General features: G+C 37.2%; 21 protein-coding genes and 2 tRNA genes. 18 read left to right on the forward strand and 5 right to left on the reverse strand.

From position 1 onward, the window contains the following. The first annotated feature begins 131 nt into the window (after positions 1 to 131). The 4 genes from cydA to ybgE are packed head-to-tail and all read left to right on the forward strand — an operon-like array spanning position 132 to position 3,282. Positions 132 to 1,700, forward strand: coding sequence for a cytochrome ubiquinol oxidase subunit I (gene cydA / locus ABN236_RS00505; RefSeq protein WP_088493411.1), 1,569 nt, complete (start codon positions 132 to 134; stop codon positions 1,698 to 1,700). 14 nt (positions 1,701 to 1,714) lie between these two features. Next, on the forward strand, positions 1,715 to 2,872 hold the full coding sequence (gene cydB / locus ABN236_RS00510) for a cytochrome d ubiquinol oxidase subunit II (protein ID WP_088493410.1): 1,158 nt from the start codon (positions 1,715 to 1,717) through the stop codon (positions 2,870 to 2,872). Positions 2,873 to 2,884: 12 nt separating this feature from the next. Next, positions 2,885 to 2,998, forward strand: coding sequence for a cytochrome bd-I oxidase subunit CydX (gene cydX, locus ABN236_RS00515; RefSeq protein ID WP_088493409.1), 114 nt, complete (start codon positions 2,885 to 2,887; stop codon positions 2,996 to 2,998). Continuing rightward, positions 2,998 to 3,282 carry a cyd operon protein YbgE gene (ybgE, locus tag ABN236_RS00520; RefSeq protein WP_075672722.1) on the forward strand — a complete coding sequence of 95 codons (285 nt, stop codon included), beginning with the start codon at positions 2,998 to 3,000 and terminating at the stop codon, positions 3,280 to 3,282. Before cydX ends, ybgE begins: the two co-directional genes overlap by 1 nt. Positions 3,283 to 3,386: 104 nt before the next feature. On the opposite strand, the gene ABN236_RS00525 is transcribed toward ybgE, so the two are convergent. Further along, positions 3,387 to 4,274 (reverse strand): LysR family transcriptional regulator, encoded by an 888-nt coding sequence (locus ABN236_RS00525; protein ID WP_349473148.1) that lies wholly within the window; start codon positions 4,272 to 4,274, stop codon positions 3,387 to 3,389. A gap of 89 nt (positions 4,275 to 4,363) precedes the next feature. Here ABN236_RS00525 and ABN236_RS00530 point away from each other — a divergent pair, with 89 nt between their 5' ends. The 11 genes from ABN236_RS00530 (at position 4,364) to ABN236_RS00580 (ending at position 12,159) form a co-directional block, all read left to right on the forward strand. Next, positions 4,364 to 5,734: an MFS transporter gene (locus tag ABN236_RS00530; protein WP_349473149.1), complete on the forward strand. Its 1,371-nt coding sequence runs from the start codon at positions 4,364 to 4,366 to the stop codon at positions 5,732 to 5,734. Beyond that, positions 5,724 to 6,131 carry a DUF4440 domain-containing protein gene (locus tag ABN236_RS00535; protein WP_165125180.1) on the forward strand — a complete coding sequence of 136 codons (408 nt, stop codon included), beginning with the start codon at positions 5,724 to 5,726 and terminating at the stop codon, positions 6,129 to 6,131. Before ABN236_RS00530 ends, ABN236_RS00535 begins: the two co-directional genes overlap by 11 nt. Positions 6,132 to 6,441: 310 nt before the next feature. After that, positions 6,442 to 6,837 carry a tol-pal system-associated acyl-CoA thioesterase gene (ybgC, locus tag ABN236_RS00540; protein WP_006537646.1) on the forward strand — a complete coding sequence of 132 codons (396 nt, stop codon included), beginning with the start codon at positions 6,442 to 6,444 and terminating at the stop codon, positions 6,835 to 6,837. After that, positions 6,837 to 7,523 carry a Tol-Pal system protein TolQ gene (gene tolQ, locus ABN236_RS00545; protein ID WP_075672726.1) on the forward strand — a complete coding sequence of 229 codons (687 nt, stop codon included), beginning with the start codon at positions 6,837 to 6,839 and terminating at the stop codon, positions 7,521 to 7,523. Before ybgC ends, tolQ begins: the two co-directional genes overlap by 1 nt. A gap of 22 nt (positions 7,524 to 7,545) precedes the next feature. Further along, positions 7,546 to 7,971 (forward strand): colicin uptake protein TolR, encoded by a 426-nt coding sequence (tolR, locus tag ABN236_RS00550; protein ID WP_023581195.1) that lies wholly within the window; start codon positions 7,546 to 7,548, stop codon positions 7,969 to 7,971. 28 nt (positions 7,972 to 7,999) lie between these two features. Continuing rightward, the gene (gene tolA, locus ABN236_RS00555) at positions 8,000 to 9,067 is read left to right on the forward strand and encodes a cell envelope integrity protein TolA (protein WP_088493404.1); all 1,068 of its coding nucleotides are present in this window, start codon (positions 8,000 to 8,002) and stop codon (positions 9,065 to 9,067) included. A 142-nt stretch (positions 9,068 to 9,209) separates the two neighbouring features. Further along, on the forward strand, positions 9,210 to 10,505 hold the full coding sequence (tolB, locus tag ABN236_RS00560; RefSeq protein ID WP_099075927.1) for a Tol-Pal system beta propeller repeat protein TolB: 1,296 nt from the start codon (positions 9,210 to 9,212) through the stop codon (positions 10,503 to 10,505). A gap of 45 nt (positions 10,506 to 10,550) precedes the next feature. Then, positions 10,551 to 11,045: a peptidoglycan-associated lipoprotein Pal gene (pal, locus tag ABN236_RS00565; RefSeq protein WP_075672729.1), complete on the forward strand. Its 495-nt coding sequence runs from the start codon at positions 10,551 to 10,553 to the stop codon at positions 11,043 to 11,045. A 9-nt stretch (positions 11,046 to 11,054) separates the two neighbouring features. Continuing rightward, positions 11,055 to 11,822, forward strand: a complete 768-nt coding sequence (cpoB, locus tag ABN236_RS00570) for a cell division protein CpoB (protein WP_088493403.1) — start codon at positions 11,055 to 11,057, stop codon at positions 11,820 to 11,822. 154 nt (positions 11,823 to 11,976) lie between these two features. After that, a tRNA-Lys gene (locus ABN236_RS00575) sits at positions 11,977 to 12,052 on the forward strand. 31 nt (positions 12,053 to 12,083) lie between these two features. After that, positions 12,084 to 12,159: transfer RNA gene (locus tag ABN236_RS00580), tRNA-Lys, on the forward strand. Positions 12,160 to 12,322: 163 nt separating this feature from the next. Here ABN236_RS00580 and ABN236_RS00585 read toward each other — a convergent pair. Then, positions 12,323 to 13,210, reverse strand: a complete 888-nt coding sequence (locus ABN236_RS00585) for an aminoglycoside 6-adenylyltransferase (RefSeq protein WP_349473150.1) — start codon at positions 13,208 to 13,210, stop codon at positions 12,323 to 12,325. A 254-nt stretch (positions 13,211 to 13,464) separates the two neighbouring features. Between ABN236_RS00585 and pnuC the strand changes: the two genes are divergently transcribed. Both pnuC and aroG read left to right on the forward strand, forming a co-directional pair. Beyond that, positions 13,465 to 14,193, forward strand: coding sequence for a nicotinamide riboside transporter PnuC (gene pnuC, locus ABN236_RS00590; protein ID WP_088493401.1), 729 nt, complete (start codon positions 13,465 to 13,467; stop codon positions 14,191 to 14,193). A gap of 243 nt (positions 14,194 to 14,436) precedes the next feature. Next, on the forward strand, positions 14,437 to 15,489 hold the full coding sequence (gene aroG / locus ABN236_RS00595; protein WP_088493400.1) for a 3-deoxy-7-phosphoheptulonate synthase AroG: 1,053 nt from the start codon (positions 14,437 to 14,439) through the stop codon (positions 15,487 to 15,489). A gap of 77 nt (positions 15,490 to 15,566) precedes the next feature. On the opposite strand, the gene ABN236_RS00600 is transcribed toward aroG, so the two are convergent. The 3 genes from ABN236_RS00600 to modF all read right to left on the reverse strand — a co-directional run bounded on the left by ABN236_RS00600 (position 15,567) and on the right by modF (position 19,254). Beyond that, the gene (locus ABN236_RS00600; protein WP_349473151.1) at positions 15,567 to 16,373 is read right to left on the reverse strand and encodes a tetratricopeptide repeat protein; all 807 of its coding nucleotides are present in this window, start codon (positions 16,371 to 16,373) and stop codon (positions 15,567 to 15,569) included. Between the two features lie 272 nt (positions 16,374 to 16,645). Continuing rightward, complete coding sequence (gpmA, locus tag ABN236_RS00605; protein ID WP_036938379.1) at positions 16,646 to 17,398, reverse strand: 2,3-diphosphoglycerate-dependent phosphoglycerate mutase; 753 nt, start codon at positions 17,396 to 17,398, stop codon at positions 16,646 to 16,648. A gap of 389 nt (positions 17,399 to 17,787) precedes the next feature. Further along, the gene (modF, locus tag ABN236_RS00610; RefSeq protein WP_349473152.1) at positions 17,788 to 19,254 is read right to left on the reverse strand and encodes a molybdate ABC transporter ATP-binding protein ModF; all 1,467 of its coding nucleotides are present in this window, start codon (positions 19,252 to 19,254) and stop codon (positions 17,788 to 17,790) included. A gap of 193 nt (positions 19,255 to 19,447) precedes the next feature. On the opposite strand from modF, the gene ABN236_RS00615 reads away from it, so the two are divergent. Next, on the forward strand, positions 19,448 to 20,989 hold the full coding sequence (locus tag ABN236_RS00615; RefSeq protein ID WP_349473153.1) for a ShlB/FhaC/HecB family hemolysin secretion/activation protein: 1,542 nt from the start codon (positions 19,448 to 19,450) through the stop codon (positions 20,987 to 20,989). Positions 20,990 to 21,003: the final 14 nt, after the last annotated feature.

Here is a 21,003-nt window from a genome sequence, read left to right on the forward strand (position 1 = left end):
TTGTGTTTTTGGTCTTTAATATTCGTTGTTGTTTTTAGAGGCATTTATTGCTGGTAGTTATGAGGCTTTATAATTTAATAAAGTCGGGTTGCCGCAAGTCGGTGTCTTCCTGCTAGGAGCAAGGAGTCAAGATGTTTGATATTGTCGAACTGTCACGGTTACAGTTTGCCTTAACAGCGATGTATCACTTCCTGTTTGTCCCGTTAACGTTAGGTATGGCGTTTATGCTGGCAATCATGGAAACGATATATGTCCTGTCGGGTAAACAAGTTTACAAAGATATGACAAAGTTCTGGGGTAAGTTATTCGGTATTAACTTTGCTCTGGGTGTCGCAACTGGGTTGACCATGGAGTTCCAATTTGGTACTAACTGGTCATATTTCTCTCATTACGTCGGTGATATCTTCGGTGCGCCTTTAGCAATCGAAGGTCTGATGGCGTTCTTCTTAGAATCAACTTTCGTCGGATTGTTCTTCTTTGGCTGGGATCGCTTAGGTAAGAAGCAGCACTTGATGGTAACTTGGTTAGTTGCTTTCGGTTCTAACTTCTCTGCACTGTGGATCCTTGTTGCGAATGGTTGGATGCAAAACCCTGTCGCTGCAGACTTCAACTTTGAAACCATGCGAATGGAAATGTTGAGTTTTGCTGATCTGGTTTTAAACCCTGTCGCTCAAGTTAAATTTGTTCACACCGTCGCTGCTGGTTACTGTACTGGTGCATTCTTTGTTCTGGGTATCAGCTCTTACTACCTGCTCAAAGGTCGTGACATCGGTTTTGCAAAACGTTCTTTCGCAGTTGCCGCTACTTTTGGTATCGCAGCTGTATTATCTGTTATCGTGCTGGGTGATGAATCTGGTTACGAAATGGGTGACGTACAAAAAACCAAACTGGCTGCAATTGAAGGTGAATGGCATACAGAAGCGGCTCCAGCTGCATTTAATCTGATTGCATTCCCTAATCAAGAAAAAATGGAAAACTCGTTTGCATTACAAATTCCTTATGTGATGGGGATTATTGCAACGCGTTCTTTCGATACGCCTGTATTAGGTCTTAATGATCTGATGAGTCAGCATGAAGTTCGTATTCGTAACGGTATGAAAGCTTACGAATTATTAAGCGAACTGCGTTCAGGTAATACTGATCCTGCTATTCGTGCTGCATTTAATGACGCTAAACAAGATTTAGGCTATGGCTTATTACTGAAGCGTTATACTGATAAGGTTGTTGATGCAACAGAAGAGCAAATCAAATCTGCTGCAAAAGATACTATTCCTAATGTCGCGCCACTGTTCTGGTCATTCCGTATCATGGTTGCCGCTGGCTTCTTGATGTTACTGGTTGTTGCGATTTCCTTCTGGACTGTTCTGTCTAACCGTATTGGTAACTACAAATGGTTACTGCGTGCTGCACTGTTTAGTATTCCACTACCATGGATCGCAGTTGAAGCAGGTTGGTTTGTTGCAGAATATGGACGTCAACCATGGGCGATTGGTGAAATCCTGCCTACGGCTGTAGCAACTTCTTCACTGACACAGGCTGATATCCTAGTATCTATGGGTCTTATCTGTGGTCTGTATACTCTGTTCTTAGTTGCCGAAATGTTCCTGATGTTCAAATTTGGTCGCCTTGGGCCGAGTAGCCTGAAGACGGGTCGCTATCACTTTGAACAGAAGAACGCTTCTTCTGCACAAAGTAAGTAACACAGGAGTCCACTATGTTTGATTATGAAGTATTGCGATTTGTTTGGTGGCTACTGATTGGTATCTTACTGATTGGCTTTGCAGTCACTGACGGTTTTGATATGGGTGTCGGTGTGTTATTGCGCGTTATCGCGAAAGATGACACTGAGCGCCGTATTTTGATTAACTCTGTTGCACCTCACTGGGATGGTAACCAAGTCTGGTTAATCACAGCAGGTGGTGCATTATTCGCTGCATGGCCAATGGTTTATGCTGCGGCATTCTCTGGTTTCTATTTTGGTATGATCTTCGTATTGGCGGCATTATTCTTCCGTCCAGTAGGTTTTGACTACCGTTCTAAACTAGAATCTCCAAAATGGCGTGGTATGTGGGATTGGGGTATCTTTATTGGTAGCTTCGTTCCACCATTAGTTATCGGTGTTGCTTTTGGTAACCTGTTACAAGGTGTTCCATTAGAAGTCGATAGCATGCAACGTGTATCTTATAACGGCACGACTAATGCGCTGATTAACCTGTTAAGTCTGTTAAACCCATATGGTTTACTAGCAGGTGTGGTTAGCTTAATGATGATTGTTGCACATGGTGCAAGTTATCTTCAAATGCGTACTACTGGTGAATTACATGAGCGTACTCGTAAAACAACTTACATTACCTCATTAATTACTTTCATCGCATTCGCATTAGCAGGTGTGTGGTTAATCTATGGTATCGATGGCTTTATTATTACAAGCGCTATTGATACAGCAGGTCCATCATCTCCACTACTGAAAACCGTTTCTCATGAAGCGGGTGCTTGGATGACTAATTACAACAACTATCCAGTATTATGGGCATTGCCGGCCTTAGGCCTGTTATCTCCATTACTAGCGATTGTTGCTACTAAAGCAAATAAAGGTGGTTGGGCATTCCTGTTCACTTCACTGACAATTGCTTGTGTCATCTTAACTTGTGGTGTGACTATGTTCCCATTTGTGATGCCTTCAAGCACTTTCCCAGATGTGAGCTTAACAATGTGGGATGCAACTTCTAGCCTGTTTACTCTTCAGGTAATGACAGTTGTTGCGATTATCTTCGTACCTATCGTTCTCCTTTACACTATCTGGTGTTATTGGAAAATGCATGGTCGCCTCGATAAGAAATTTATCGAAGGCAATAATCATACTCTGTACTAAGGAGCATAGAGAATGTGGTATTTTGCATGGCTTCTCGGAACGCTCTTCGCTTGTAGTATTGCGGTGATCGCAGGACTGGCTTTCGAGCACGCTGAAGCGAAAAAAACTTCAGCAAGTGAAGAATAATGTTGGATAAAAGCTACCAACTACTAGACAAGGGCCCTATTAGGGCTCTTGTTTTAATCATGGCGTTGGTAATGGCATTTTGTGTCATGTGGGACCCTAGCCGATTTGCAGCGAACACTAGTTCACTTGCAATTTGGCAAGGCATCCTTCTTATTTGGTCTGTGTGTGCTGGCGCAACTTTTGGTCTAGCATTTCGCCCTAAACATGTTGTAGCAAAATGTTTATTACATCCAATCCCTGCAATTATTATTTTAGTTGTTGGGCTAAGTTACTTTTTCTTCTAAGAAAATACCTTATTTCTGCTCAGTGTATGAGAAAGAAATAAGGTATTTTATCTTCTAACTATTTCTTCTAAATTTCTCTTCTAAATTCCTTCACACATCTAGCGTTATAGCTGGATATTTTCTTTTAAGTAATCAATAAAAAGACGTGTTTTTCTTGGGATATATTCGCTATAAGGGAAAATAATATTAACGGATTGCGTTAACAGGGAAACTTCAGGGAATAGCACAACTAATTTTTTTTCTAATAACTCTTGCTGAATGTACCAATGAGGCAAAATAGTCATCCCAGAGTGCGCGAGTACCATTTTTTTTAATGCTGCAATGGTATTGGTTTCAAAATAAGCATCTTGAGCTAACTGAGAGAGTAGGGTATTAAATTCTGAAGATGATGAAAGTTTACTTTGACGTAAATTACTATTTGCTAAATAAGGAATAGCACTCAAGTCGTCGATAGTTTTTATTGAGAACTTCTGCAATAAATCAGGAGAGATAACTAAACTTATCTCATAATCAGCCAGCTTTGTAGATCGGTAATTACTGTCTTTCAATGTGCCGAGGCGGATCGCGAGATCAAGTTTATGATTTATTAAATCTTCAATAGAAGAATTAAACGCATACTGTACTTTTAGCTTTGGGTGTAATTGCATAAATTGATTAAGTAACGGCAAAATATAGTGTTCACCAAATTCCGCAGTCGAACTTAATCGCAACGATCCCTGTAATTCTTGTTGTCCTAATCGTGCCTTATCTAATGTTTGTTCTAACTGACTTAACACGAGGCGGAAATCTTGATAAAGCATTTCACCTGTTTCAGTGAGTGAGAATCGTCTAGTATTACGATTGAGTAATGACACATCCAATTCTGTTTCTAACGCTTTGATATGAATACTTACCATCGATTTACTAAGGCGTAAATATTTTGCGGCTTGAGTAAATGATCCGGTATCAACAACAGCAATAAAAGAGCGAATTCGATCAATTTGGTTTTGCATGATTGTTTACTCTGATTAAACAATAAATTCTATTTTGTCAGATAGACGAAATTCGTCAATCTTCCGTACTCTATGTGCGGAGGATTTTTATGACTTACCGCTATCGAATTGCATCTATATTTCTGCTGGGTTTCTTTATAGATTGTATTAATATTTTTATGTCAGCCATTGCATTACCTGCAATTGCCGATGATATGCAGATCTCTATCGTTTCTGTTACATGGGTTTCAAATAGTTATATTTTGGGATTAACGTTAATTATTCCATTGAGTCACTGGCTATCTCAACGTTTTGGAATTAAAGCATTGATGGTAACGTCAATGTTGATGTTTAGTTTATCCGTTGCATTAGTGGGATACTCTCACTCTTTTAATGAGCTTATTTTTTGGCGCTTTATTCAAGGCGTGAGTGGTGGATTGTTAATCCCAATTGGGCAAGCATTAACCTTTCAATATTTTCAAGGGCATGAGAGAAGTAAAATCTCTACACTGATTATGGCAATAGCCTTAATTGCACCTGCAATATCGCCGACATTAGGTGGATTTATTGTTGATGTTGTTTCGTGGCGTTGGGTTTTTTATAGCAATATTCCATTCTCATTATTAACCGCATTTCTAGCTTTTATCTGGGTAAAAGAGCCTTTACCTAAAGAAAACGCTATGCCTGATATTAAAGGTATCATTCTTATTAGTCTGATCATTGTATCTGGGTTATTCGCGTTATCTGCTTATGGCGAATACCACTCAACATTACTCGCTTTAGCGATTGCCGTATTCTCAATAATTTTTGCTGTACTTTACTATTACCATTATCGACACCATTCATCACCAGTTATTAATTTAGCATTACTAAAAAATAGAAATCTATCACTCTCTATTTTTATTTATTACTGTATTCCCGGTGTTTTTACTGGAGTAAATATTCTCGCTATTTTCTATTTACAACAATATTTAAAATTTACAGGTCAAGGTACAGGTATTTTTATGTTGTTGTATGCACTAGGTGCTTTTATTTCAATGACAATAAGTGGTGCGCTTTATAATAAATTAGGGATGAAACGTTTATTTATTATTGCATTGCTATTACACAGTATTGGTATTTCTTTATTAACATTTGTAAATAGCAGTAGCGATATTCCATTACTTATTATTGCTTATCTAATTATCGGCGTAGGTGGTGGGATTGGCGCTAACACCGCACAAACCACGGCGTTGTATGATTTCGGTGCACAAAAATTAGTTCAAGCAAGTGTTATTTGGAATATTAATAGACAAGTTGTTTTTAGTGTCGGGGCAACTATGGTTGCTATGTTATTTAATATTCTTTCTCTTTTTTGTTTACCACAAACAGCTTATAGCATGACTTTTTTAATATGTGCATTGATAGGCATATTACCTCTTACTTTATTATTTACACTAAAGAAAAAAGTTATTACACAGGAAATACAAGATGAATTTTAATACTGACTCAATTATAGAAAGCATTAAATCTTTGCATGATGAGATTGAAACGGTTTTTACGCAATATCCCCTATCAGTCGATGCCATTACAAAAATAGAAAATCTTTTATCTCAAGAATTTTCAATGGTAGGGATCAGTGGAAAAGCAGTGAGTTATGATGACGTTATCGCGATGTTCAGACAAAATGCAGGAAAAAGAAGTGGTCTGAAAATAAAAACGGACGATTATAAAATAATTTATCAGTCTGATTGTTTGGCGCTTGTCAGATATCAAGAAACACACAGTGAAAATAAGAAAATTCTTATGCGCGAATCTGTGGTGTTATTGAGACGTAATTCTCATGATGAGTGTTGGCAGTGGCACTATCTTCATGAAACTCCAATCTCAAATAATTGATTGATTTATATGAAAAACCAGTTTTTTAACTGGTTTTTTTCTGTCATTAAAAATAATACTACTAAATAAGACAATCTATGAATTTCTAATTAGCAAGCATTTTTATGCTGTCTTAATAAAAATATTTTTTCTATTCAGAGCACAAAGCATATTGCGTGTTGCAAAGAAGAGTTTATGATTGGCGGCTGAAAACTGCGTTTTCTATTCTTTACGTTACTACGATTCCCTTAGAGCGACCTCTTAAGTATAGTTAGGTAACTTATAACTACATTATTTATGGACTTAACTCGGGAAATGTAAGGGAGGTAATATGCAGTTTCTTTGGCCTGTTCGTGTTTATTATGAAGATACTGATGCCGGTGGTGTTGTTTATCATGCCAGTTATCTGAAATATTTTGAACGTGCTAGAACTGAACTACTCAGAGAAAAAGGTTTTCATCAGCATGATTTACGGGAGTATGATCATGTTGTATTTGTTGTACGTAAATTATCAATAGAATATATTGCGCCAGCTCGACTTGATAATCTTTTGCAAGTAGAAAGTGAAATTACCACATTGCGTGGTGCTTCAATGACATTTTCTCAAAAGATTATTAATGAAGATGGTTGTGTATTGTGTAGCGCAGAAGTGCTCGTTGTCTGCGTAGATTCATCAAAAATGAAGCCAGTAGCGCTTCCTAAGTCCATTATCGCGGAGTTTAAGTAGTGGCTGACATGAATGTTATCGATCTCTTCCTAAAAGCGGGGCTTTTAGTCAAGTTGATCATGTTGCTTTTAATCGGATTTTCTATTGCATCTTGGGCGATTATTATTCAGCGAACTAAAGTTCTGAATGCCGCCGATCGTGAAGCTGCAGATTTTGAAGATAAATTCTGGTCAGGTACTGATTTGGCACGTTTATATAAAGATAGCCAAGCTCGTCGTGATGAGTTATCTGGCTCAGAGCAGATTTTTCATTCTGGCTTTAAAGAGTTTGCACGTTTGCATCAAGCAAGCGTTCATGCGCCTGATGCAGTAGTTAATGGTGCATCAAGGGCAATGCGTGTCTCTTTCAATCGTGAATTAGAATCTTTAGAAAATCATATTCCTTTCCTTGGTACTGTCGGTTCTATCAGCCCATATATTGGTCTGTTCGGTACAGTCTGGGGGATCATGCACGCATTTATTGCATTAGGTAGTGTTAAACAAGCAACATTACAAATGGTCGCACCCGGCATTGCTGAAGCTCTGATTGCAACAGCTATCGGTTTATTTGCGGCAATCCCCGCAGTTATGGCTTATAACCGGTTTACGCAGCGTGTAAATAAACTGGAACAAAGTTACGATAACTTTATGGAAGAGTTCCTGACGATTTTACATCGCCAAGCTTTTGCCTCCGCAGAAAAGAAATAGTTAACGCAGAAGGAGAGAGCTGATGGCACGGGGTCGCAGTAGCCGCCGAGGCGTAAAATCAGAGATTAACATTGTTCCTTTGCTAGACGTATTATTAGTGCTGTTACTTATTTTTATGGCAACGGCACCTATTATCTCGCAAAGTGTTGAGGTTGATCTTCCTGAAGCAACAGAGACACAAACTGTTTCAAGTAGCGATAACCCTCCTGTGATTGTCGAAGTTGCAGGTGTTGGGCAATACAACATTCGTGTTGATCAGGAAGTATTAGAATTATTACCACAAGAACAGATTATGGCTGAAGCCAAACGACAATTGGAAAAAAATCCGAAAGTTGTATTTCTTATTGGCGGTGCTAAAGATGTTCCTTATGATGAGATAATTAAAGCGCTCAACATGTTACGTCAAGCAGGTGTTAAATCTGTAGGTTTAATGACTCAACCTATGTAATTAGGTTGAAATAAGTTTGGATGATAGCGTGGGAAAGAAGACGAAACCAATCCGAAGTAAATTGAGCGGTTCAGTTATCTTGTCTACCGCCTTGCATTTACTCGTTATCGCATTGCTTATCTGGGGGTCATTAACTCAGAAATGGGATTTAGGTGGTGGCGGTGGAGAAGACGGGCAAGTTATTGATGCTATTATGGTCGATCCTAATGCTGTGGTGCAACAGTATAACCAGCAGAAAGCACAACAAGCTAATGTCCAAAAAGCCGAGCAAGTGCGTAAAGAGCGTGCAGAGCAACAAGAAGAAGAGTTGCGTCAGCAACAAATGAAAGAACAAGAACGTTTGAAAACGTTAGAAGTTGAACGTTTACAAGCGAAAGAGGCGGCAGAAGCTCAAAAACGTGAAGCTGCATTAGCTGCTGCGAAAGCAAAAGAAGAACAAAAAGTTGCAGAAGAAGCGGCCGCGCAAGCGAAAGCAGAGCGTGATCGCATCTTAAAAGAACAAGCTGATGCTAAACAACAAGCTGAAGCTGAAGCAAAAAAACAAGCCGATTTAGCAGCGAAACAAAAAGCGGAAGAGGCGAAAGCTAAAGCTGAAGCAGATGCTAAAGCCAAAGCAGAGGCCGATGCAAAAGCGAAAGCTGAAGCGGATGCAAAAGCAAAAGCAGCTGCAGAGGCAAAAGCCAAAGCCGCAGCAGAGGCTAAAGCAAAAGCGGCAGCACAACAGCAAAGTAAAGCAGTAGATAGTTTACTTGATGGTTTAATGGCTGATGGTAACAAACAAAGCGGTGCAGCTGCAGCTGGTCAAGGCGGTGGAAATCGCACTGGTGCCAATAATGCAGGTGTTGCTACTTATATTGGACAAGTGAAAACGGCTATTGAACAGAAGTTTATTGACCCTGAGTTGTATAAAGGGCGAACTTGTGAACTAAAAGTCAGTATTGCACCTGATGGCTTGTTAATCAGTGCGAAGGTTGTAGGGGGCGATCCTTCTTTATGTCAAGTGGCATTAAGAGCAGCGAATACCGCTAAATTACCTAAGCCACCGAAAGATGTTTACGAGCAAGTAAAATCATCAGTAATTGAGTTTAAACCATAAAACTGTCTGATTGTAGGAAAACATACACTAATTTATAGCTATTTTAGAATGTTATTGATGCGTTGTATGGTGTTGTTGAAAAGCGTTTGTTACTATTCTGTGCGTTATTGCGTAATAACCGCAATAATAAAAGGGAGACATGATGAAGCAGGCATTAAATGTTATTTTCGGACTTTTAATTTTATGCGTAACCACTCTGGCTAACGCTGAAGTTCGAATTGAAATTACACAAGGGGTGAATACTGCACGCCCTATCGGTGTCGTTCCTTTTAAATGGGAAGGTACTGGTCAAATGCCAGAAGATGTTGCTGGTATCATTGCAGCTGATTTACGAAATAGCGGAAAATTCAATCCGATTGATGTATCTCGTATACCTCAACAACCGGTTACTGCTTCTGAAGTCCAACCTGCACTTTGGACTGCATTAGGTATTGACTCTGTTGTTGTGGGACGTGTGCAACCATCAGCAGATGGTCAATATTTAGTTAGCTATCAGTTAGTGGATGTTGCTGGCTCACCAGGTGCAGTTTTATCTCAAAGTGAGTTTAAAGTGCCATCTAAATGGTTACGTTACTCTGCACATACCGCTAGTGATGAAGTTTTTGAAAAACTGACAGGTATTCGTGGTGCATTCCGTACACGTATTGCTTATGTTGTTGTGACAAATGGTGGCGCATATCCTTATGAATTGCGCGTTTCAGATTATGATGGATTTAACCAAGATCGTGTTTATCGTTCATCACAGCCATTAATGTCACCAGCATGGTCGCCAGATGGTGCTAAACTAGCATATGTAACTTTTGAAAGTGGTCAATCTGCTTTAGTAGTACAAACATTAGCAACAGGTGAAATTCGTCAAATTGCATCATTCCCAAGACATAATGGCGCACCTTCGTTTTCACCTGATGGTTCTAAACTTGCATTTGCTCTCTCTAAGAGCGGTAGCTTAAATCTGTATGTTATGGATTTAGCGAGTGGGAATATGACACAGGTAACCAATGGTAGAAGTAATAATACCGAGCCAAATTGGATGCCAGATGGACAAACCTTAGTCTATACTTCAGATCAAGGTGGACGTCCACAAATTTACAAGGTTAATATTAACGGTGGAACACCAGAGCGTATTACTTGGGAAGGTAAACAAAACCAAAACCCAGCAGTAAGCCCAGATGGTAGTTTCTTAGTTATGGTGAGTTCTGAAAGCGGTAGGCAACATATCGCTAAGCAGGATCTGGAAACGAATTCCGTACAATATCTAACAGATACGTTTCTGGATGAAACGCCAAGCATCGCGCCTAACGGCACAATGGTTATTTATAGCTCTACACAAGGCTTAGGCACCATTTTGCAGCTAGTATCGACTGATGGACGTTTCAAAGCGCGTCTTCCGGCGACTGATGGTCAGGTTAAATCACCTGCCTGGTCACCGTTTATGTGATGCATAAAAATTATGTATGGCAAACAAATAAAGGAACAAATAGAGATGCAATTAAACAAAGTGTTTAAAGGGTTGATGTTAGCATTACCACTCGTTGCTGTTGCAGCATGTAGCTCAAACAAAAACGACGATCAAGCTGATACAAACAATGTACCAGTTGTTGAACAAGGTCCTACTGCTGAAGAATTAGCACGTCAGCAATTAGAACAACTGAAACAACAAAACATCGTTTACTTCGGTTTTGACAAATATGACATTAGCTCAGACTACGCTAACCTGTTAGACGCACACGCTGCATTCCTGCGTGCAAATCCATCAGTACGTATCACTGTAGAAGGTCATGCTGACGAACGCGGTACTCCAGAATACAACATCGCTCTGGGCGAACGTCGTGCTAACGCTGTGAAAATGTACCTGCAAGGTAAAGGCGTATCAGCTGATCAACTGTCAATCGTTTCTTACGGTAAAGAAAAACCAGCTGTACTGGGTCATGACGAAGCCGCTTACGCGAAAAACCGTCGTGCAGTACTGGATTACTAAGAGAACGGCATGAACAACAGTAACTTCAGACCTTTCTTGATGAGTCTGTTGTTACTGGTTGGCGTAGCGGCTCCAGTAGCCGCTATTGCCCAAGCGCCAATCAGTAATATCGGTTCAGGTTCGACCGATGAACGACTCGCCCAACTTGAGCGTTTTTCAAATGCTCACAGCCAGCTTTTGACCCAATTACAGCAACAACTCGCTGATTCTCAGCGTGATATTGATATGTTACGTGGTCAAATTCAGGAAAATCAATATCAGTTAAATCAAGTTGTTGAACGCCAACGTAATATCTATCAACAGTTAGATAGCCTTGGTGGCGGAGCTTCAACATCAACAGAAGCCACTCAACCTGATAATACTGCTTCTTCAACACCACCTGCTGCAACTAGCTCAGGACAAGGTGATGAGAAGGCCGATTATAATGCAGCAATTGATATCGTATTGAATTCTAAAGATTACGATAAGGCAATTGTTGAATTAAACAACTTTATCAATAACTATCCAAAGTCTAGCTATCAATCAAATGCACAATTTTGGTTGGGTCAGATGTATTATCTAAAAGGTAATAAGGATCAGGCTGCAAGCACATTTGCTATCGTTGTTAAAAACTATCCAAAATCTCAAAAAGCAAGTGAAGCCTTTTATAAAATTGGTTTGATCATGCAAGAGAAAGGGCAAAAGGATAATGCTAAAGCTGTTTACCAACAAGTGATTAAGCAATATCCAAATAGCGCTGGCGCTAAATTAGCGCAAAAGCAGCTAGGAACACTCTAATTATTGACCCCGTAATGTAAAATGTTGCATTTTCGGGGTTAAATGATTGTTTTTTCAACGGTTGAACTTTTTTTTGAAAAAAAACGTTGCACAAAAACATTAAATCAGTATTATTACCCGCCGTTGCCACAGAGAATGTGGCGAGTTCGAAAAAGGGTCGTTAGCTCAGTCGGTAGAGCAGTTGACTTTTAATCAATTGGTCGGGCGTTCGAATCGCCCACGACCCACCATTTTCGAATACTAATCCGTTTTTATTGAAATGGGTCGTTAGCTCAGTCGGTAGAGCAGTTGACTTTTAATCAATTGGTCGGGCGTTCGAATCGCCCACGACCCACCATTTCAAACCTCTCCCTGTATATCTACCATCCTTTAAACAATAAATAAATTTTTAGTAACTTTTTTCTCTTTTCATAGTGAAATTCATTGCTTTATTAAACAATGAAGATAGTTTTCTCAAAATTGAAAAAACTACCTAGCCCTAATCTAAAATGACATTCAAATCAGTAATGACAAATAATTGATGACGTGATTTGGGTGTATTCATTTTCAGTCAAAAATTCATTATCGATTAACCAATCACTGACTAATTCTTGCGTTTTTATTGCTACATCAATAGGGTGATTGAGGCGTTTAGATGCATCAAGAAAAAATGCCATCATAATTGAAAGTGTTGCTGCCGCTTCATAGGGAGTACTCATTGCAAGAGTACTTTCCAATAAACGCAATGAATAAAATTTAGGTAGCCATTCTTTTAAGTTTTTCCCTTGATACCAAACATCTTGTGTTGGGGTATCGAGCAGCGCAACTTGTTCAAGTAATGCCATCAGCCATTCACGCATATCATTCATACGATAATTAGCAGACCAAAATTCATGACGTAGAATGGCTATAGCGACTTGTGTCGCCTCAAACCAGAATTCTTGAGCATTGTTACATGCCTGCTCTTTTGAAAGCGTAGGAGGCGTTATAGTGCTAATTTCAGGAAGCCCGTCACATAAACTCGTTTTATCAAGTAAGATTTGATATCCACGCTGGTAAACTGGGCTAAGTCCCTCAGTTTTCATGTTAAAAATACGCTCAGGCTCTGCCATCATAATGTCCATTTTGCGACCTTGAGCTAAAACATGTAAATAAATAGGCCAAAACTTACTTTTGGGATCTTCACACTCCAACTGTAAGCTGACAAGAGCATCACCGAATTGTGATAACCAATGTTGGTTTTTTGCGAGCTCTGTCGCACCATAACCGATAAGCTCTATATCAATATCAGAATAACTGTCTATCTTTCTATTGCGTCCTAACGATCCTGTTAGTACTACAGCCTCAATTCTAGGATCGAGGAGAGCAAAAGATAGCATGCGATCGATTAAACGTGTTGTTGGCTCCATATTTCTCTCTAATAAGTAAAATGTAATAAAGTTATTTGTCGTTTTTATTGTTTAAAAAGTAAAATTAGAATAATTTGTTTAGTATATAAAACATTTGTTTGTTATTTTTCTAAATCAGAAACATAATGTTTAATATTAAAAACTAAGTACCATTATAAATATGAATTTATAATATATCTTTACTACTTTGCAAAGATGTCGCAATAACCCATATTTTCTTTGTTTTTTTCTATGATTAAGTCGGGGTTGTAAAAATGGATGTGATGAGTTGGTTTAGTATCAATAATATTTTAGTCAATATCCCACTCGGAGACGGTGGATATCCACTCTCATGGATTGAAGCTGTTGGCACCATCGCTGGTCTATTGTGTATTTGGCTTGCAAGCCAGGAAAAAATTATCAACTATTTATTTGGACTGATTAATGTCACCTTGTTTGCCATTATTTTTTTCCAAATTCAGCTATACGCAAGCTTACTCCTTCAAATATTTTTCTTTGCCGCTAATATTTATGGATGGTATGCATGGAGCAGAGTGAATGACTTTGAACAAGCTACGCTGAGAATACGTTGGTTGAAATCGAGTCATCGTCTCTTCTTAATCGTTGTTTCGATAGCGGCTATTGCTGCTCTTACTTTTAATATTGATACTGTATTTGGTTATTTAGCCGTTGTTGCTGTTGATATATTAAATGTCTTTGGCGCAAGTTTGGCGACACCAGTTCTTGAACCTGATGCTTACCCATTCTGGGACTCTACAATGACGGTTCTTTCTATTGTAGCGATGATCTTAATGACGCGGAAATTAGTTGAAAACTGGCTAGTTTGGTCAGTTATTAATGTGATTAGTATTGTTATATTCTACAAACAAGGCGTTTATGCAATGTCTGTTGAATATATTATCTTACTGGCTATCGCTATTAATGGTTCTCGTTTGTGGATCAAAACAGCAAAACGCTCTAGCAGAAATAATTATCTCTCCTAATAAAAAAGGCTGGCAGAGTTATCTTTCTCTCCAGCCTTACTATTCATTATTTTTATTCTTATCCTTAACGCAATTTTGAATCATTATTTTGCTTAAGTGCGCTATTTCCCTTTATATTGAAATTTTTAGAAAGATGACTATAGGTGCTTTAGGTTGAAAGGGTGTTTACAGATAGAAAATGAATGGTTAGATTGGAAAAGCAATAATAACATTGACTAGATAACATAGAGTGGATACACGGGAATGAATTATCAAAATGATGACCTTAAAATAACACAAATTAATGAACTCTTACCGCCAGTTGCTTTATTGGAAAAGTTTCCAGCAACTGATAATGCGGCTTTTACAGTTCGTCATGCCCGTGAAGCTATTCATCAAATCCTAGCAGGAAAAGATGATCGTCTATTAGTGGTAATTGGACCTTGTTCTATTCATGATCCAAAAGCTGCGTTGGAGTATGCGCAACGTTTAAGTCTTATTAGAGAAGAGCTTAAAGATAAACTTGAAATTGTTATGCGTGTTTATTTTGAAAAACCACGTACAACAGTAGGCTGGAAAGGTTTAATTAATGATCCTCATATGGATCATACCTTTGATATTAATGAAGGTTTACGTATTGCTCGTAATCTTTTATTAACCATCAACGATAGTGGCTTGCCAACAGCTGGCGAGTTTTTAGATATGATAACGCCTCAATATGTTGCTGATTTAATGAGTTGGGGTGCAATTGGTGCTCGTACTACAGAATCTCAAGTACACCGTGAGCTTTCGTCTGGTTTGTCTTGTCCTGTTGGTTTTAAAAATGGCACAGATGGAACTATTAAAGTTGCTATTGATGCAATCAATGCTGCGGGATCGCCACACTGTTTTCTTTCTGTCACTAAATGGGGCCATTCAGCCATTGTGCGCACAGCAGGTAATGGTGATTGCCACATTATTTTACGTGGTGGTAAAGAACCAAATTACAGCGCTGAACATGTAGCAGCGGTAAAAGAAGGGCTTAAAAAAGCAGGTTTACCACAAAACGTGATGGTTGACTTCAGTCACGCCAATAGTTGCAAGAAATTTGAGAAACAAATGGAAGTTGGTGCTGATATTTGCCAACAAATTAGCTCAGGTGAAAAAGCATTAATCGGCGTTATGATTGAGAGTCATTTAGTGGAAGGTAGCCAGTCATTAGAAAGCAGTGAACCATTGGTTTACGGTAAAAGTATCACCGATGCTTGTATTGGTTGGGATGATACTGAAATACTGTTACGCCAACTAGCAGATGCGGTTGTTGCTCGTCGCGGTTAACTGATATTATCTTAATACATAAACTGTAATACCGTTGATAATTAATCAACGGTATTTTTTATGGAAAAGAAAGTAAGTTAGTCATGTATTTTTAATAGATCAAGTCTGAATTTAGCGGGTTTAAATCCAAGCTCATATGACTTTTGATACCATTCACATGCTTTTTCTTTGTCAACAATGACACCCAGTCCTTTTTCATATAAATAACCGATATTATAAATAGCTGAGGGATCATTATCTTCAGCCGCCTTTAAATAGAAGGTCATTGCCTTCTGATAATCCTGATCAACTCCTAAGCCATGTTGATATGAATAAGCAATATTATTGTTTGTTTTGATATGCCCATTACTAACTGCTTTTAAATACCACTCCATTGCTTTTTCGTAGTCTTGTTTAGTACCAAGACCATCTAAATATAAAAGACCTAGATTATTCTGTGCTCTACTAAAATTCTGCTCTGCAGATTTTAAATACCATTCAATTGCTATATAGTAATTTTGTATAACACCTAAACCATCATCATACATATATCCTATATAAAACTGTGCAGTAGGATTATTTTTACTAGACGATTTTAGTAGCCACTTCATGGCCAATTCATAATCTTTAGGGAAATATAAATTTCCATTAATGTAGAAAGAACCTATTTTTGCTTGAGCCTCCGCATTCTCGTTATAAGCAGATAATAAATAAAATTTGCGGGCTTTGTTTTTATCATTCTTATCAAAATAAATATCGCCTAAGTAAAGCTGATAATGTGAAAGGCTTTGTTTAAATAGAGAGGGAGAAGGAACATTTATTTTATCCTCCTTAAACGGAAATAAAACAAACATTATTATAAACATAATAATAATAAATAGAATGGTAGCTATTTTTAATTTCATATTAATATCCCTATTTTAGTATGCGTTTGTTATAAGCGTTTTATATTTATAAATAATTAAATGACTTAAAATCCAATGGTGACAATATATTTAATAACTGTAAGTGATAATTTAATATTATTTAATTAAGGCTATCGAGTTAAATATTATATTTTTTATATAAAATAAAAAATAATATGAAAAATTGAAATTTAGAAATTTAATATAAAAAAATACCGCTATTTCTAGCGGTATTTATCATATAAACCTAAATTAATAGATTTAACGCAAAATTATTTTGCTTTACCTTGGTTAGCAACAGCGGCTGCTTTTGCTGCGATTTCGTCAGCATTACCTAAGTAGTAACGTTTGATTGGTTTCATGTTTTCATCAAATTCGTAAACTAAAGGTACAGCTGTTGGGATATTCAGCTCAAGAATTTCGTCTTCGCTCATGTTGTCTAGGTATTTAACCAGAGCACGCAGTGAGTTACCGTGAGCTGCAATAATAACTTTCTCACCAGAAGCAACACGTGGTTTGATAACTTCTTCCCAGTATGGTGTTACACGGTCGATAGTTAATGCTAGGCTTTCTGTTAATGGCAGTTCTGCCGCAGTTAAAGATGCATAACGAGGATCTTTACCTGGGAAACGTTCATCGTCTTTAGTTAATTCTGGTGGAGTGATAGCAAAACCACGACGCCATTGTTTAACTTGCTCGTCACCGTATTTTTCAGCAGTTTCAGCTTTGTTTAAGCCTTGCAGAGCACCGTAATGACGTTCGTTTAATTTCCAGCATTTTTCAACTGGCAGCCATTGTTGATCAACTTGATCAAGAATGTTCCACAGGGTGTGAATTGCGCGTTTCAGAACAGAAGTATATGCATAGTCAAAAACGAAACCTTCAGCTTTCAGCAGTTTACCTGCTTCTTGCGCTTCATTACGGCCTTTTTCGGACAGCTCAACGTCAGTCCAGCCTGTAAAACGGTTTTCTTTGTTCCATACACTTTCACCGTGTCGAACTAGCACAAGCTTAGTTACTGCCATAGTTTAGACTCCTATAATTACTTTCTTAATATAAGTTTAAAATTAGCACTTCAATCATTATATGGATCATCGACAAGAACGCCAAACATAAGTGACAAAACAAGGGGGATTAAGTCAAAAATGTCGTTTGTTCGATGAATTATTGTACAGTTGTCACACCTTTTGCTTAATCGTTCAAGCTATTAATCTAGCGGGATCGGCGTAAAAAAACAAAATATCCGTTTTGTATAAAAAATAGACGAAAATAGCGCCTGTAAAAACGACACATTCTTTATTTATTATTGTTCAAATAATAAGCAAGAAAATGTCGATTTAAATAAAAATTCAGACCTAAGTTTAGCGTTAATTTCTAAAATCATTGCCCTGATTATGACAGTAAAAATGAACATTTAACAAATTTCTTGCTGGTAACGATAAATTTCGCCTTCTTTAATAAAAGTCAATCGATGAGTAATACACGATGGCGCATCTTCTTGATGGTGGCTCACAAACAAAAGTTGCGTATTACTGTGGCTTATCATGATATCAATAAAACGCTGTACTAAGAGCCGGTTCGTTGTGTCTAATCCTTGCAATGGCTCATCAAGAATAAGTAAGGTAGGGTGTTTAACTAATGCTCTAACAATTAACACTAAGCGTTGCTGACCCCAAGATAAGGCATGAAATGGATGATTAGCATGTGAGGTTAAACCAATTAATGCTAACCATTCATCAGCAAGTTTAAGCTGTTTATCTGTAATCGCTTGATAAATGCCAATAGAGTCATGAAAACCTGAAATAATGACATTTTTTACCGTTGAAGAAACACGGTAACTCTGATGTAAGGCATTACTGACATAACCAATATGGCGTTTAATTTCCCATACTGTTTCACCACTTCCTCTTTTACGACCAAATAGCGTTAAGTCATTGCTGTAGCCTTGAGGGTGATCGCCCGTAATTAAACTTAATAATGTCGATTTTCCTGCACCATTAGGGCCTAAAATCTGCCAATGTTGCTGAGGTTTTACCTCCCAGCTTAAATGGTGAAGAACAGGTTTATCGTTATAGCTCACTACTCCATCTTTTAGCACGATAGGGGAAAGTGTCGGTGATAATTGAGGAATGGCATCAGGCGAATCTTGTTCAGGTAATGTGAGATTTTCAAGAGTTTCACTGTGAGATAATTGCCCAATAACAGAGTCAGATAAAACCTGTTCTTTCTCACCGTTGGCGACTAATTCGCAATTAATGAGTAGACCTGCATACTGAATAAAATCAGGAATATCATTAAAACGATTTAGAATGAGTACGATAGTCAGATTTTGTTGATGTAATAGTGTTAATAATTCATTTAAAGCACGGCGAGAATCAACATCTAATCCATCAAAAGGCTCATCTAAAATAATTAAATCAGGTTTATTCATTAAAAGTTGAATAAGCAATATTTTTCGAGACTCACCGGTAGATAGATATTTAAAACGTCTTGATAAAAGGTATTCAACACCAAATTGCTTTGCTAGTAAAAAGCATCTGTCATCATCTTTAACCTGCATTTGAATAACTTGAGCAACGGTTAAGCCAGTATCTTCTTCACCTTCACTTAATAAATCTGTGTTATTCCGACGCCACTCTTCTTCAATCATTTTTTGCAGTTTTTCAAAAGAGAGACTAATTGAACGAGAAAATGTGCTGATAAATTCACCAGAGAGCAAAATACCTTCTTGGCATAATGCATTTGCTAAGGCGGTTTTGCCGCTTCCATTACTGCCTACAAATGCCCAACTCTCACCTTCATTTATGGCTAAATTGTCGATTTGTAAACAAAGTTTATCGCTTAAGCGGAATTGTGTTTTGTTGAGTTGTAAGTGTTTCATTATTATTAGCCTTATTTTTTTAATGTAAGCTAAGTGCAAGTTAAGTATCTAGCAATATAGGGTTAATAGAAACTTGTCAATATTTGCTGAAAGAACTTTTTCCAAAAGTCTTATACACCTACTATTTAATGATAACCTTTAAAATGCGTTTCCTATGTAAATATATAAACATCTCTTTAAGGATGACTTATATATGCATAAATTTAAAAAAATAAACTTATTCTTTTTTATATTTTTACTCATTAGCAAAAATAGTTTTTCTTTGAATAATAAAAATGTAAATAGTAATTGTTTTCTTATTGATAAAGTTGATCTTACAGGAAATACTTTATTAGATTATAGAAAGAAATCTAAATTAATTTCACCGTATCTACAAAAATGTCTAACATTAAATGATATGCATGAGGTCGCTAAATCAATTACTAATAATTATATTGAAAAAGGTTATGTTACCTCTCAAGCTATTATTCCAGAGCAAGATCTTTCTAATCATAAGTTAGTAATAAAGATTATTGAAGGTAGAATAAAAGATATTTCTATCAATGGTGTTTCATCTAGATTAATTGATATTGTTTTTCCTTCTTTGAAAGAGAAAATTTTAAATCTACGAGATTTAGAACATGGATTAGAACAGCTTAATCGATTAACAACAGCGCAATATACCTTGGATATTCAACCAAGCGATAGTGTGGGATATTCATCTGTAACCATTAATCGAAAAGCTAAAAAACTTCCTTTAAAGAATCGATTAACAATTGATAATTCGGGAACAGAAACAACAGGAAAGATCTTACTTACTAATACAACAACAATAGATTCTTTGTTTGGCTTGGGTGAGCAGTGGATTTTTTCACTAAAAACAAATACAGATTTCCCTCATGCTCACTATTCTCGTGCTTATACTGCAAGTGTGAATATCCCTTATGGTTATTGGTTTTATCAATACCAGTTATCTGATAGTCGTTCATCTTATTCCTTCCAAAATAATCACAAATATATTTATAAAAACAAAAATAAAGATCAGCAATTTGATATTAGTCGTTTAGTCTATCGAGATAATAAACAACGAGTAACACTAAAGGGAACGTTAAAGCATAAGAAAGCAAAAACGCAGTTAGCACAACAAAAATTATTAATAAATAGTCCCACATTGACTTCTTTATCATTTAGCCCTGAATATACCTTAAGTTTACATAATGGATATTTAATCATTAATCCAACTGCTGAGTTTGGGATCTCTCTTTTTGGTGCGACACCTGATGATATTGCTGATAATTCACCTCGAAGTCATTATCGAAAATTGAGTTTAAATTTAAGCTATCAATATTTATTGACTGATCAGTTTTCCTATCTCACTTCATTTCATAGTCAATATACGCCTGATAATCTTTATGGCTCGGAAAAAATAGCAATAGATGGAATAAAGGCTGTTCGTGGATATAAAGAAATAAATTTTAATGCTAATAGTGGGTTTTATTGGCGCAATGAAATAAATATATCACCAATAACTTCATTTTTAAGTAAGTGGAATTTTATTTTTGCACTTGATTATGGTGTCGCCCATTCAGATCAATATGAAACAGAAAAGAATAAAATAATTGGAAGTGCAATAGGTGCTTCTTTCTATCATTCCACTTTTTCTTCTCAGATATTAATTAATAAACCTATGTTTTATCCAAAATCATTAAAGCCAGATTGCTGGTCTTTTTATTGGTCTATTTCTCTTTCTATTTAAATGTTAGGAGTTTT

The sequence above is a fragment of the Proteus sp. fly-1013 genome, assembly GCF_040140245.1.
GTDB classification, from domain to species: Bacteria; Pseudomonadota; Gammaproteobacteria; order Enterobacterales; family Enterobacteriaceae; genus Proteus; species Proteus mirabilis_B.